This is a genomic window from Aquamicrobium terrae, assembly GCF_052978165.1.
On sequence record NZ_JBRKLZ010000001.1, the window covers coordinates 1,118,150 to 1,131,177 of the forward strand.

Here is a 13,028-nt window from a genome sequence, read left to right on the forward strand (position 1 = left end):
ATGCCGACCGATTTTATGCCGTTCGCTTCTGTTCAAATCAAAAGGCCTTGCAGGCTGCCGTTTGTCCCCGGATTTGAGCAAACGGATATGGATTAACCAAACCCGAATATCAATCCTAATGGTTAATCAACGCTTATTGAAGGCCAAATGCGGTGACACCGTGGCAGGATCTGGGCCAAATGCACAGAAGGTCCGTCATGGTAAACGAGAAATTTATGAAACGTTAACAGCTTCTTGCCGGGGATCGCTAAGTCTGCGACTCATCATCGGCTGCGCCGCGTACGGCGTCGGGGTCAATGCCATATTCCCTGAGCTTGCGGTAAAGCGTCGAGCGACCGATGCCGAGACGGCGCGCCACTTCGCTCATGCGGCCATTGTAATGGTCGATGGCGAATCGGATCATTTCCAGTTCGACGGCGGCCAGCGCCCGCACATCGCCGCGCTCGTCGAGCATCGGCAGCAGGCCGGGTCGCAGCTTCGGCGGCGGGCCTTCCGGGGCTGCCTGCGCTTCCGGCTCGCGGGGCCTGGCGACGGCCGGATCGGCAGCAGGCGCCCGGCCACGATCGAGATCGACGGTGCCCTCCACCAGTGCCCGGATCTGCGGGAACTCCTCCTCGGTCAACGTCTCGCCTTCGCACAGCACGGCGGCGCGGAACACGGCGTTTTCGAGCTGCCTGATATTGCCCGGCCAGTCATAGGCCTCGAGCAGCGCAAGGGCACGGTCCGATATGGCGCGCGGCGGCCTGCTCACCACCACGCTGTGCATGAAATGCCGCACCAGCAGCGGGATGTCCTCGCGGCGTTCGCGCAGCGGCGGCACGAAGATCGGGAAGACGTTGAGCCGGTAGAACAAATCCTCCCGGAACCGGCCGTCCTTCACCTGCTGGATCAGGTCGCGATGGGTGGCCGAGATCAGCCTGATGTCCACCTTCACCGTCTGGCGCCCGCCGACCGGATCGACCTCGCCTTCCTGCACGGCGCGTAGCAGCTTCACCTGCACGTCGAGCGGCAGGTCGCCGATCTCGTCGAGGAACAGGGTGCCGCCATGCGCCTCCACGAACTTGCCGGTATGGCGCTCGGTGGCGCCGGTAAACGCCCCCTTCTCATGGCCGAACAGGATCGATTCCACCAGATTCTCGGGAATCGCGCCGCAATTGACGGTGACGAAGGGCCTGGTGCGGCGGTCGCTGCTGCCCTGAATGGCGCGCGCCACCATCTCCTTGCCGACGCCGGACTCGCCCTCGATCAGGATCGGGATGCGCGAGGCCGCCGCCTTCTGGCCGAGCCGCACCACGCGCTCCATCGCCGGGCTGCGGGTCAACAGGTCCCGGAAAGTGAGCACCCCGCCCCGCCTTGCCGCGCGCCGGGTCGCGCCCTCCGCGGCGCCGACCTTCAGGGCCCCGTCGATCGCCGCCCGAAGACGCTCCGGCGATGCCGGCTTGACCACGAAATCGAAGGCACCGTGGCGCATCGCCTGCACCACCGTCTCGATGCCGCCCTGCGCCGTCTGCACGATGACCGGCACGCGGATGTCGCGCTCGCGCATCGCCTTGAGCACGCCGATCCCGTCGAGGCCCGGCATCACCAGGTCGAGGATGGCGACCGAGATATCGCCCGGCCCCTCCAGCGCTTCGAGGCCGGCCTCGCCGCCATCGGTGACGACGGCCCTGTGGCCGAATTTCGAGACGGCCGCCTCCAGCAGCCTGCGCTGGACCGGATCGTCATCGACTATGAGCACGGAACCTGACATCAATGCCCGAACACCCGCCGAATTTTTCCCCTATGGATCAACTTGGCACAGGGTTCTAAATAAGGTTTCAAAAAAGCCGGTGAATGAATTGTTTCGCATTTGACCGGCTTTGACCCGCACCGAACCACCAGTCTCGAAAGGTTTCCCATGCCCCTCTTCCCGGACAGACAGTTTGCCGCGTCATCTGCCGCGCATGGCAAGGCAGAGCTCGGCGACCTGCCGGAGTGGAACCTGTCCGACCTCTATGCCGGCATCGACGCCCCCGAACTGAAGCATGACCTTGAAAAGGCGGCAAGGGATGCGGTGGCCTTCGAGGCGCGCTGGAAGGGCAAGCTCGCCGCCGAGGCCGGGCGCGGCAGCGAGGGCGGGCTGGACGCGGCCATGCGCGACTATGAGGCGCTGGAGGAACTGGTCGGCCGCATCGTCTCCTATGCCGGGCTGCTCTACACCGGCGACACCTCCGACCCGGTCCGCGCCAAGTTCTACGGCGACGTGCAGGAGAAGATGACCGATGCCGGCTCGCATCTCCTGTTCTTCGGGCTGGAATTGAACAAGATCGACGACGCCCTGATCGAGAAGGCACTGTCGGAAGATGCCGGCTTCGGCCGCTACCGGCCTTGGATCGAGGACCTGCGCAAGGAAAAGCCCTTCCAGCTCGAAGACCGCGTCGAGCAGCTTTTCCATGAAAAGTCCGTGACCGGGCGCGGCGCCTGGAACCGCCTGTTCGACGAGACCATGACGGCGCTGCGTTTCACCATCGATGGCGAGGAACTGACGCTGGAGCCGACGCTGAACCGGTTGCAGGACGCCAGCGGCGACGTGCGCCGCAAGGCGGCCGAGGCGCTTTCCGAGACCTTCGGCAAGAACATCCGCACCTTCAGCCTCATCACCAACACGCTGGCCAAGGACAAGGAAATCTCCGACCGCTGGCGCGGTTTCGAGGACATCGCCGATTCCCGCCACCTCGCCAACCGCGTGGAGCGCGAAGTGGTGGACGCGCTGGCGGCCGCCGTGCGCGAGGCCTATCCGCGTCTGTCGCATCGCTATTATGCCATGAAGGCGCGCTGGCTCGGCATGGAAGCCATGAACCACTGGGACCGCAACGCGCCGCTGCCCGAGACGCCGCAGGCGGTCATCGGCTGGGACGAGGCGAAGCGCACCGTGCTCGACGCCTATCACGGCTTCTCGCCGCAGATGGCCGACATCGCCAGCCGGTTCTTCGAGCGCAACTGGATCGACGCCCCGACGCGCCCCGGCAAGTCGCCGGGCGCCTTCGCCCACCCGACCGTGCCTTCCGTCCATCCCTATGTGCTGCTCAATTACATGGGCAAGCCGCGCGACGTGATGACCCTTGCCCATGAACTCGGCCACGGCGTGCATCAGGTGCTGGCCGGCGGACAGGGTGCGCTGATGGCCTCCACGCCGCTGACGCTGGCCGAAACCGCCTCCGTGTTCGGCGAGATGCTGACTTTCCGCTCGCTGCTCGACCGCACCTCCGACAAGCGCGAGCGCAAGGCCATGCTCGCCCAGAAGGTCGAGGACATGATCAACACGGTGGTGCGCCAGATCGCCTTCTACGAGTTCGAGCGCAAGGTGCACACCGAGCGCAAGAACGGCGAATTGACGTCCGAGCAGCTCGGCCGGTTCTGGCTGGAGGTGCAGGCCGAGAGCCTCGGCCCGGCGATCAGGCTGCGCGAGGGCTACGATACCTTCTGGGCCTACATCCCCCACTTCATCCACTCGCCCTTCTACGTGTACGCCTATGCCTTCGGCGATTGTCTGGTGAACTCGCTCTATGCCGTCTATCAGAACGCCGAAAGCGGCTTCCAGGAGAAGTATTTCGACATGCTGCGCGCCGGTGGCACCAAGCATCACTCGGAGCTGCTGAAGCCGTTCGGCCTCGACGCCACCGACCCCGGCTTCTGGCAGATCGGCCTCGGCGTCATCTCCTCGCTGATCGACGAGCTGGAGACGCTGGACAAGGCGACGGCCTGAAACCGGGTGCGACGTGTCCAGTCCTCCCTTCATCCTGTTCCGCAACGACCCGGACGGCAGCGAGATGCTGTTCGAGCGCCCGTCCGAGATCGTTGCGCCTTTCGAGCCCGGCGCATTCGAGAGCGCATGGGACAAGCTCCAGGCCGCGCATGAAGCCGGGAAATGGCTGGCCGGATATCTCTCCTACGAGGCCGGCTATCTGCTGGAACCGAAGCTGGTGCCGCTCCTGCCCGATGGCCGGCGCGCGCCGCTGTTGTGCATCGGCATCTTCGACGCGCCGCAGGAGCGGGACGTTCCCGCCCCCGCCCATGCACCGAGCAACGGGCCGATCTACGATGCACGGGCGAGCTGGTCGTTCGCCGACTACGAAAAGCGCTTTGCCCGCCTGCACCGGCACCTGCGCGAGGGCGACTGCTATCAGGGCAACCTGACCTTCCGCGTCGACGCGCAATGGTCGGGCCAGCCGCTGGCCGCCTTCGATGCGCTGACCGAACGCCAGCCGGTGCGCTATGGCGCGCTGGCCTCGCTGGGTTCAGGCCCTGTCGTGCTGTCGCGCTCGCCCGAACTGTTCTTCGAGGTCGACGCCGAGGGCTGGATCGAGACCCATCCGATGAAAGGGACCGCGCCGCGCGGCGCGACGCCGGCGGAAGACGAGCGGCTGAGGGAATTCCTGCGCACCGACGAGAAGAACCAGGCCGAGAACCGGATGATCGTCGACCTGCTGCGCAACGACATTTCGCTGATCTCGGAGGTCGGCTCGCTCGACGTGCCGGAACTGTTCCGCATCGAAAGCTACCCGACCGTCCACCAGATGGTGAGCCGGGTACGGGCGAAGCTCCTGCCCGACCTGTCGCTGCGCGGCATCTTCGCGGCCCTGTTCCCGTGCGGGTCGATCACCGGTGCGCCGAAGATCAGGGCGATGGAGGTGCTGCGCGACCTCGAGACCGGTCCGCGCGACGTCTATTGCGGCGCCATCGGCTGGGTCGCGCCGGGTGGAGAAATGCGCTTCTCCGTCGCCATCCGCACCATCTCGCTCTTTGCCGGCGGCGAGGCCGTCTACAATGTCGGCGGCGGCGTGGTGTTCGATTCCACGGCCGAGGAGGAGTATCGCGAATGCCTGCTGAAAGCCCGTTTCGCGACGGGGATGGTCCCGGCTTCAAGCTGATCGAGACGCTGCGCTGGGAGCCGGCGAGCAGCTTCCTGCGGCTGGAGCGGCATCTGGCACGCCTTGCCGCCTCGGCACGCGAACTCGGCTTCGCCCGCGACCCGGCTGAAACCGGACAGGCGCTGCACCGGGCGGTTGCCGGGAAGGATGCGCCGCAGCGCATGCGCCTGCTTCTTGGGCCTGACGGCGAGCTGGACGTGACGGGCCAGCCCTTCCAGCCGCTGCCAGACGGCACGGTCTGGAAGCTGCGGCTGGCCACAACGCGCCTTTCCTCCACCGACACGCTGCTGCGCCACAAGACGACACGTCGCGATCTCTACGACCGCGCCCGCGCCGAACATCCGGCGACCGAAGCGGACGAGGTGCTGCTCGCCAATGAACGCGGCGAGGTCTGCGAAGGCACCATCACCAGCCTGTTCGCCGATTTCGGCGACGGCGTGCTTGCCACCCCGCCGCTCGGCTGCGGCCTGCTGGCCGGCGTGCTGCGCGGCGAGCTGATCGATCAGGGCCGCGCCCTTGAAGCCGTCGTCACGCCCGAATCCCTGCGCTCGGCGCAGGCGCTGTTTGTCGGCAATTCGTTGCGTGGCCTCATTCGTGCCCGGCTGGTGCCCTGATTGCCGACCTTCCCGCTGCTTGCTATGCAAGTGTGGTGACAGAAGCACTATCGCCCTTGCCAGCGGAGCCGGCCTACACGCCCTATGACGGCTCAACCAGGCCCTTCACCATCGGGCTGAAGCCGCTCGACCTGGCGAAATGGATCGAGATCGACCGCCATTTCGAGTTCCAGATGGCCGAGAAGCGGCGCGTCTATGCCGAGCACGGTGCGCTGGCTTTCGTGGAGGAAGAAGGCACCGAGGCGGTGCAAGTCGAGGTGCTGGAGCTTCTGACCGCCCATTTGCGGGCATATTTCCCCGAGCGCTATCAGGACCATGACGGCCAACTCGCCGCCATCGGGCAACCGCCGCCTGAGCCCGGCCTTCCGCCGTTGAAAACCGCCTCCCTGCTCATTCAGGAAGACCTCATCGTGATGCGCAGGAGCGCCGATGGCTGGCGGCTGGTGGCCGGCGCGCTGTGCTTTCCGTCTTCCTGGTCGCTGCGCGAGAAGTTCGGCCGCACCATGCAGGACATCCACATTCCCGTGCCCGCCTTCGGCCCCGGCACCCGCACGGCCGGGCTCATCGAGCGCATTTTCGACAATCTGGCCGTCGAGCAGCCGGTGGAGCGTTTCAACTGGTCGATCCAGGCCGGCGACGCCCTTTACCATCCGTTGTCCGACCGGCAGCGCATCGATCGCTCCGGGCGGCGGCTGTCGCGTCTCGACGGCGACGATCTCGCCGCCAGCACCTTCATGCGGGTCGAGCGCCAGACCCTGCGCAAGCTGCCGGCAAGCGGCGACATCCTGTTCACCATCCGCATCTTCCTCGACCCGCTGGGCGTCCTGGAACGCCATGCGGATCGGGCGGTGCTTGCCGCGTCCTTCGCCGCCCAGCTTTCGGCGCTGGATCAGTCGCAGCTCGACTACAAGGGCCTGGCCGCCGACCGCGACCGGCTGGTGGCATTGCTTCACCATATGTCGAGATAGGCGGACCGGATCGCGGAACCGGCATTCGGCTTGCCGGTTTTCACTGGTATGTGACAGAAATCTGTGATTGTAGCGCCCACCTGCGGCAACGCCGCCGACCGTCACCCAACAGGGAGCATGCGAAGAATGGCGAATGCGAAATGGCCGGTTCACGGCGAGATCACCGGCCCCATCGTCATGATCGGCTTCGGTTCCATCGGGCGCGGGACGCTGCCGCTGATCGAACGTCATTTCCGCTTCGACAAGTCGCGCCTCACCGTGATCGATCCAAGCGACGCCAACCGCAAGCTGCTGGACGAGCGCGGCATCGCCTTCGTGCAGAAGGCCGTCACCAGCCAAAACTACAAGGAATTGCTGACGCCGCTGCTCACCGCCGGCGAAGGCCGGGGCTTTTGCGTCAACCTCTCCGTCGATACCGGCTCGGTCGACCTCATGCGGCTCTGCCGCGAACTCGGCGTGCTCTACGTCGATACGGTGATCGAGCCCTGGCTCGGCTTCTATTTCGACGACAAGGCCGACAATGCCTCGCGCACCAACTATGCGCTGCGCGAAACGCTGTTGAAGGAGAAGCGCAAGCGGCCGGGCGGCACCACTGCCGTCTCCACCTGCGGCGCCAATCCGGGCATGGTCTCCTGGCTGGTCAAGCAGGCGTTGGTGAACCTTGCCGGCGATCTCGGCCTCGACCTGCCGGAACCGCCGGCCCCGGGCGACCGCGAGGGCTGGGGCAGGCTGATGCGCGATGCCGGCGTGAAGGGCATCCACATCGCCGAGCGCGACACCCAGCGGGCGAAGAAGCCGAAGCCGCTCGGCACCTTCTGGAACACCTGGTCGGTCGAGGGCTTCATCGCCGAGGGCCTCCAGCCGGCCGAGCTCGGCTGGGGCACGCATGAGAAATGGATGCCGAAGAACGCCCGCACCCACAAGAAGGGCTGCGGCGCGGCGATCTATCTCGACCAGCCCGGCGGCAACACCCGCGTGCGAAGCTGGTGCCCGACGCCCGGCCCGCAATACGGCTTCCTCGTCACCCACAACGAGGCGATCTCGATCGCCGATTTCTTCACCCTGCGCGGCAAGAAGGGGGGCGGCAAGAAGGGCAAGGTGCACTACCGCCCGACCTGCCACTATGCCTACCATCCCTGCAACGATGCCGTGCTGTCGGTGCACGAGATGTTCGGCGCGGCCGGGCGCCCGCAGGACATACAGCACGTTCTGGAAGAGAACGAGCTGGTCGACGGCGTCGACGAACTCGGCGTGCTGCTCTACGGCCATGACAAGAACGCCTACTGGTACGGCTCGCAGCTTTCGCTGGCCGAGGCGCGCAAGCTGGCACCCTATCAGAACGCCACCGGCCTTCAGGTCAGCTCCGCCGTTCTGGCCGGCATGGTATGGGCGCTGGAGAACCCGGAGGCCGGCATCGTCGAGGCCGATGAAATGGACTACCGGCGTTGCCTCGATATCCAGTCGCCCTATCTCGGACCGGTGAACGGCTACTATACCGACTGGACCCCGCTGGAGAATCGCCCTGGCCTGTTTCCGGAAAACATCGACGCCAGGGACCCGTGGCAGTTCCGCAACATATTGGTGCGATAGCCGGCAAGACCCCCTGCCCGCACAGCTTGCAATCGTGCCGAAATCGCGCGATTGAACAGAGGCGGATCGAGGAGAAGCGCAAGATGAACATTCCCCGTAAAGTCGTAACGGCCGGCATGGCCATGGTCGCGGCCGGCGCGCTTGCCGCCTGCACCACCAGCCCGCCGCCCCCGCCCGGCGCCGGCGGCGGCATGCGCAGCGGTGTCGAAGGCTCGTGGATCGATGCGCAGGGCACCGGCCTTTCGACCTTCACCGGCGGCGCCTTCCAGACCGTGGCCACGGATACCGGACAGAAGCTGTCCGACGGCAGCTACCGCATGACCGGCCCGAGTTCCGTCGAGATCACCGGCACCTCGCTGATCCGCCAGTCGCCGATCAGCTTCAATTGCCTGATGGTCTCCACCAGCCAGCTCAACTGCACCAGCGCCACCGGCCAGAACTTCGTCCTGACGCGCCGGGCGTAGACCCGCACGAGATAGGGCATGCGGCGTATCGTCCGCCGCATGCAGGTGCGGCTAGACGCAGCATTGCATAGTTGCATCACGACGCTAGGTTCTGCGGCTCGTAGAGAAAGCGAGCGTATGACCAACACCGCACAGACCGCCGTCACCACCGTTACCCCTTCGGCAATGCAGGCCGGCCAGTCCGCCGCCCGCCCCGTCAAGGTCGGCGTCATGCTGCTCAATCTCGGCACGCCGGACGGCACCGAGTTCAAGCCGATGTGGCGCTATTTGCGGGAATTCCTGTCCGATCCGCGCATCGTCGAGCTGAACCGCCTGATCTGGTACCCGATCCTTTATGGTCTGGTGCTGACGGTCCGTCCGAAGAAATCCGGCGAAAACTACGCCCGCATCTGGAATCGCGAGCGCAACGAGTCGCCGCTCCACACCTTCACCCGCGCGCAGAGCGAGAAACTCGCGGCGGCGCTGCGCGACCTGCCCGGCGTCACCGTCGACTGGGCCATGCGCTACGGCAACCCGTCCACAGGCAGCGTGGCCAAGAAGCTGGTCGAGCGCAGCTGCGACCGCATCGTGTCCTTCCCGCTCTACCCGCAATATTCGGCGACCACGACGGCGACCGCCAACGACCAGCTTTTCCGGGCCCTGATGAAGATGCGCCGCGCGCCGGCCGTGCGCAGCGTGCCGCCCTACTATGACGAGCCGGTCTATATCGAGGCGCTTGCCACATCGATCCGCAACCACCTCGCCACGCTCGATTTCGAGCCGGAGATGATCCTCGCCTCCTACCACGGCATTCCGAAAGCCTTCTCCGACAAGGGCGATCCCTATCGCCGCCACTGCCTCGAAACCACGCGCCTGCTGCGCGAAAAGCTGGGCTGGGGCGAAGACAGGCTGATAACCACCTTCCAGTCCCGCTTCGGCGCGCAGGAATGGCTCCAGCCCTACACCGACGCAACGGTCGAGAAGCTGGCCAAGGACGGCATCAGGCGCATCGCCGTCATCAATCCGGGCTTTTCGTCCGATTGCATCGAGACGCTGGACGAAATCGGCCGCGAGGTTCGCGACGAGTTCATCCACGCCGGCGGCGAGAAGTTCAGCCACATCCCCTGCCTCAACGACAGCCCCGAGGGCATGGCGGTGATCGAAACGCTGGTGCGGCGCGAACTGGCCGGCTGGGCCTGAGGCCGTGCCAACCTGTTGAGCAAGCCCTGATTGTCACGCCACCGAAACACCCTTAAGGGTTAAGGTGGCGGATACAGTCGAGGGATAGAAGCCGATGCTTGCAGGATTCGATATCGTCATACCGGTTCTGGCGGTGCTGGTGCTTTTGGTGCTGTTTACCGGCATCAAGACGGTTGCGCAGGGCTACAACTACACCGTCGAGCGATTCGGCCGCTACACCCGCACCCTGACCCCCGGCCTCAACCTGATCATTCCCTTCGTCGACCGCATCGGCGCGAAGATGAACATGATGGAACAGGTGCTGGATGTCCCCACGCAGGAAATCATCACCCGCGACAACGCCATCGTCGCCGTGGACGGCGTCGCCTTCTATCAGGTGCTGAACGCCCCGCAGGCGGCCTATCAGGTGGCCGGGCTGCAAAACGCCATCCTCAACCTGACCATGACCAACATCCGCACGGTGATGGGCTCCATGGACCTCGACGAGCTGCTCTCCAACCGCGACACCATCAACGAGCGCCTGCTGCGCGTCGTCGACGAGGCCGCCCATCCGTGGGGCATCAAGGTCACCCGCGTCGAGATCAAGGACATCAACCCGCCGGCCAATCTGGTCGAATCCATGGCCCGCCAGATGATGGCCGAGCGTGACAAGCGCGCCCAGATCCTCGCCGCGGAGGGCCTCAAGCAGTCGCAGATCCTCGAGGCCGAGGGCCGGCGCGAAGCCGCCTTCCGCGATGCCGAGGCGCGCGAGCGCGCAGCCGAGGCCGAAGCGCGCGCCACCCAGGTCGTCTCGGAAGCCATCTCCAAGGGCGACCTTCAGGCGCTGAACTATTTCGTCGCCCAGAAATACACCGAGGCGCTGGCCAGGATCGGTTCTGCCACGAACTCCAAGGTCGTTCTGATGCCGATGGAGGCGTCGTCGCTGATCGGCACGCTGGGCGGTATCGGCGAGATCACCAAGGAAGTGTTCGGCAACGGTGGTTCCGCCAGCGCCGCGCGCCAGGCTGGCGGCCGCCCCCCGGTCGTGCGCCCGACCGACACTTGAGGCAGACGGCAGGCAACGGCCATGATCGCGCATCTTGTTTCCGAACTCGGCCCATGGAACTGGATGGTGCTTGGCCTCATCCTGCTCGGGCTCGAGCTTTTCGCGCCCGGCGTCTACCTGCTGTGGATCGGCATCGCGGCGCTGATCGTCGGCACCGCATCGCTGCTGTTGTGGGACACTGGCTTCTGGGGCTGGCAGGTCCAGGTGCTGCTGTTCCTGATCCTGTCGCTCGCCTGCGCCTATTTCGGCAAGAGGTTCGTGACCTCGCGCCAGGGCGACACCGACCAGCCGCTGCTCAACCGGCGCAGCGCGCAGATGATCGGCCGCACCGCCACGCTTGCGGAGCCGATCCGCGACGGGCGCGGGCGCGTCCAGCTCGGCGACACGCTGTGGCGGATTTCAGGCCCCGACCTTCCGGCCGGAACCCGCGTGCGGGTGACCGGCGCCAGCGACACCGATCTGGAACTGACCGTCGAGCCCATCGAATAAAGCCACTCCGGGAAGCGGCCTGAACCCGCCGAGTCAGTATCGCGCAAACACCGTGCTGCGTTCGGCCCCGAACAACAGGACCTCATAGGTATCCGGGGTGCCGGCGGTTTCCATGCCGGGCGAACCCATCGGCATGCCCGGCACGGCGAGGCCTATGCCGGAAGGCTTTTCCTCAAGCAGGCGCCGAACTTCCTTTGGCGGCACATGCCCTTCGATGACATAGCCATCGACGACGGCCGTGTGGCAGGACTGGAGCGCGGCGGGAACGCCAAGCTGCATCTTCAGCGGGGTGAGGTCTTCCACCAGCCGCTCACGGACCTCGAAGCCTTCGGCGCGCATGTGGCCGATCCATGCCTCGCAGCACTGGCAGGTCGGCGAGCGTGCGACCTCGACCGCCGCCGCTGCGGCCTGTGCCGTGCCTGCCAGACCTGCCCCGAAACGAAGGCTCACGCAGGCGCCCGCCAACGCGAACAGGGTGCGGCGGTTCAGTCTTTTCATCTGGGCGGTCCTTTCGCAAATCGCACGATCCGGCGGCAAGGCCGCCGGCGCAGGGCAGGATGCGACCTTCCAGCGCTGGAAGGTCAAGCCCGCTTGCGAAGAATCAGGCGAGGGTCAGGCAGCGCCGAGGCGCAGCAGGTCGTGGAAATGCACGATGCCGACCGGGTGGCCTTCCTCGGCCACCACCAGCGCGCTGATCGAGTGCTGGTTGAGCAGCGCCACCGCCGCGCCCGCGAACATGTCGGGATCGATCGTCTTGGGCGAACGCGTCATCACGTCGTCCACCACGGTCTCAGCCAGGTTGCGGTGCAGGTTGCGGGCGAGGTCGCCATCGGTGATGATGCCGACCAGCTTGCCCGCATCGTCGACCACGCACACGCAGCCGACCCGTTTCTGGGCCAGCGTCGCCACCGCTTCCGGCATCTTGGTGCCGGGCCGCACCACCGGAATCTGGTCGCCCATGCGCATGATCTCGGAAACCCGCGTCAGGTTCGCGCCGAGCTGTCCGCCCGGATGGAAGGTGCGGAAATGCTCCGGCGTGAAGCCGCGCGCTTCCAGAAGCGCGATGGCCAGCGCATCGCCCATGACGAGCTGCAGCAGCGTCGAGGTGGTCGGCGCCAGGCCGTGCGGGCAGGCTTCCGTCACGCGCGGCAACAGCAGCACCACGTCGGATGCCCGCGCCAGCGCCGATTTCTGGCCGGAGGTGACCGCGATCATCGGGATCGAGAAGCGGCGCGAATAGGTGATGATGCCCTTCAGCTCCGCCGTCTCGCCCGACCAGGACAGCGCGATGATGGCGTCGTCAGGGGCGATCATGCCGAGATCGCCGTGATTGGCTTCCGAAGGGTGCACGAAGAAGGCCGGCGTACCGGTCGAGGCGAGCGTCGCCGCGACCTTGGAACCGATATGGCCGCTCTTGCCGACGCCGGTGACGATCACGCGGCCCTTGATGGCGGAAATGGTTTCGACCGCGTCGCAGAACTGGGCTGCCAAACCGTCCTGCAAGGCCTTGGTGAGGGTAGCGAGGCCCTCCTGCTCGGTCGCGAGGGTTCGTAGCGCCGATTCCACGGCAGCTTGCTGATAATCGGGGATCTTGGGCTTGGTCATGGGCGTGCGCTTAGCGCGTCGGGCGCTCCATGTCCAATAATTTGCTCCCGCCCGCCTGCCGCCGGCCCGCTTTCAACCCTCCATTAACCATCGCCGTTTACGGTTCGGTAAGCATGGCGCGCCAGCGCCTTTTGGGGTCGTGATGCCGCGTTTCAACTCCACAT

At 65.8% G+C, this 13,028-nt stretch carries 12 protein-coding genes; 9 read left to right on the plus strand and 3 right to left on the minus strand.

The genetic code is table 11. The features are described from left to right. Window positions 1–247: 247 nt before the first annotated feature. Window positions 248–1,750, minus strand: coding sequence for a sigma-54-dependent transcriptional regulator (locus tag ACVCNR_RS05605; RefSeq protein WP_447074062.1), 1,503 nt, complete (start codon window positions 1,748–1,750; stop codon window positions 248–250). Between the two features lie 147 nt (window positions 1,751–1,897). Between ACVCNR_RS05605 and ACVCNR_RS05610 the strand changes: the two genes are divergently transcribed. From ACVCNR_RS05610 to ACVCNR_RS05650, 9 genes are all read left to right on the plus strand, one after another. Beyond that, window positions 1,898–3,745, plus strand: coding sequence for a M3 family oligoendopeptidase (locus tag ACVCNR_RS05610; RefSeq protein ID WP_354193940.1), 1,848 nt, complete (start codon window positions 1,898–1,900; stop codon window positions 3,743–3,745). A gap of 64 nt (window positions 3,746–3,809) precedes the next feature. After that, on the plus strand, window positions 3,810–4,910 hold the full coding sequence (locus ACVCNR_RS05615; RefSeq protein WP_447075644.1) for an aminodeoxychorismate synthase component I: 1,101 nt from the start codon (window positions 3,810–3,812) through the stop codon (window positions 4,908–4,910). Continuing rightward, window positions 4,859–5,524 (plus strand): aminotransferase class IV family protein, encoded by a 666-nt coding sequence (locus ACVCNR_RS05620; protein WP_447074063.1) that lies wholly within the window; start codon window positions 4,859–4,861, stop codon window positions 5,522–5,524. Before ACVCNR_RS05615 ends, ACVCNR_RS05620 begins: the two co-directional genes overlap by 52 nt. A gap of 35 nt (window positions 5,525–5,559) precedes the next feature. Further along, complete coding sequence (locus ACVCNR_RS05625; RefSeq protein ID WP_354193938.1) at window positions 5,560–6,492, plus strand: heme-dependent oxidative N-demethylase family protein; 933 nt, start codon at window positions 5,560–5,562, stop codon at window positions 6,490–6,492. Window positions 6,493–6,618: 126 nt separating this feature from the next. Continuing rightward, window positions 6,619–8,082, plus strand: coding sequence for a homospermidine synthase (locus tag ACVCNR_RS05630; protein WP_447074064.1), 1,464 nt, complete (start codon window positions 6,619–6,621; stop codon window positions 8,080–8,082). A gap of 83 nt (window positions 8,083–8,165) precedes the next feature. After that, on the plus strand, window positions 8,166–8,546 hold the full coding sequence (gene omp10 / locus ACVCNR_RS05635) for an outer membrane lipoprotein Omp10 (RefSeq protein WP_354193936.1): 381 nt from the start codon (window positions 8,166–8,168) through the stop codon (window positions 8,544–8,546). Window positions 8,547–8,711: 165 nt separating this feature from the next. Continuing rightward, on the plus strand, window positions 8,712–9,725 hold the full coding sequence (gene hemH, locus ACVCNR_RS05640) for a ferrochelatase (RefSeq protein WP_447075646.1): 1,014 nt from the start codon (window positions 8,712–8,714) through the stop codon (window positions 9,723–9,725). 94 nt (window positions 9,726–9,819) lie between these two features. Next, window positions 9,820–10,770, plus strand: a complete 951-nt coding sequence (locus tag ACVCNR_RS05645; protein WP_354193935.1) for an SPFH domain-containing protein — start codon at window positions 9,820–9,822, stop codon at window positions 10,768–10,770. Between the two features lie 21 nt (window positions 10,771–10,791). Beyond that, the gene (locus ACVCNR_RS05650) at window positions 10,792–11,259 is read left to right on the plus strand and encodes an NfeD family protein (RefSeq protein ID WP_354193934.1); all 468 of its coding nucleotides are present in this window, start codon (window positions 10,792–10,794) and stop codon (window positions 11,257–11,259) included. Window positions 11,260–11,292: 33 nt separating this feature from the next. On the opposite strand, the gene ACVCNR_RS05655 is transcribed toward ACVCNR_RS05650, so the two are convergent. Together ACVCNR_RS05655 and ACVCNR_RS05660 are read right to left on the minus strand one after the other, a co-directional pair. Next, on the minus strand, window positions 11,293–11,757 hold the full coding sequence (locus ACVCNR_RS05655) for a DUF411 domain-containing protein (protein WP_447074065.1): 465 nt from the start codon (window positions 11,755–11,757) through the stop codon (window positions 11,293–11,295). Between the two features lie 114 nt (window positions 11,758–11,871). Continuing rightward, window positions 11,872–12,864, minus strand: coding sequence for a KpsF/GutQ family sugar-phosphate isomerase (locus ACVCNR_RS05660; RefSeq protein ID WP_354193932.1), 993 nt, complete (start codon window positions 12,862–12,864; stop codon window positions 11,872–11,874). Between the last annotated feature and the right edge of the window lie 164 nt (window positions 12,865–13,028).

What these genes read in the sequence shown, in the direction of transcription:
- ACVCNR_RS05605 (WP_447074062.1), bottom strand. Translation starts at nt 1,750, where the DNA reads ATGTCAGGTTCCGTGCTCATAGTCGATGACGATCCGGTCCAGCGCAGG.
- ACVCNR_RS05610 (WP_354193940.1), top strand. Translation starts at nt 1,898, where the DNA reads ATGCCCCTCTTCCCGGACAGACAGTTTGCCGCGTCATCTGCCGCGCAT.
- ACVCNR_RS05615 (WP_447075644.1), top strand. Translation starts at nt 3,810, where the DNA reads ATGCTGTTCGAGCGCCCGTCCGAGATCGTTGCGCCTTTCGAGCCCGGC.
- ACVCNR_RS05620 (WP_447074063.1), top strand. Translation starts at nt 4,859, where the DNA reads ATGCCTGCTGAAAGCCCGTTTCGCGACGGGGATGGTCCCGGCTTCAAG.
- ACVCNR_RS05630 (WP_447074064.1), top strand. Translation starts at nt 6,619, where the DNA reads ATGGCGAATGCGAAATGGCCGGTTCACGGCGAGATCACCGGCCCCATC.
- omp10 (WP_354193936.1), top strand. Translation starts at nt 8,166, where the DNA reads ATGAACATTCCCCGTAAAGTCGTAACGGCCGGCATGGCCATGGTCGCG.
- hemH (WP_447075646.1), top strand. Translation starts at nt 8,712, where the DNA reads ATGCAGGCCGGCCAGTCCGCCGCCCGCCCCGTCAAGGTCGGCGTCATG.
- ACVCNR_RS05645 (WP_354193935.1), top strand. Translation starts at nt 9,820, where the DNA reads ATGCTTGCAGGATTCGATATCGTCATACCGGTTCTGGCGGTGCTGGTG.
- ACVCNR_RS05650 (WP_354193934.1), top strand. Translation starts at nt 10,792, where the DNA reads ATGATCGCGCATCTTGTTTCCGAACTCGGCCCATGGAACTGGATGGTG.
- ACVCNR_RS05655 (WP_447074065.1), bottom strand. Translation starts at nt 11,757, where the DNA reads ATGAAAAGACTGAACCGCCGCACCCTGTTCGCGTTGGCGGGCGCCTGC.
- ACVCNR_RS05660 (WP_354193932.1), bottom strand. Translation starts at nt 12,864, where the DNA reads ATGACCAAGCCCAAGATCCCCGATTATCAGCAAGCTGCCGTGGAATCG.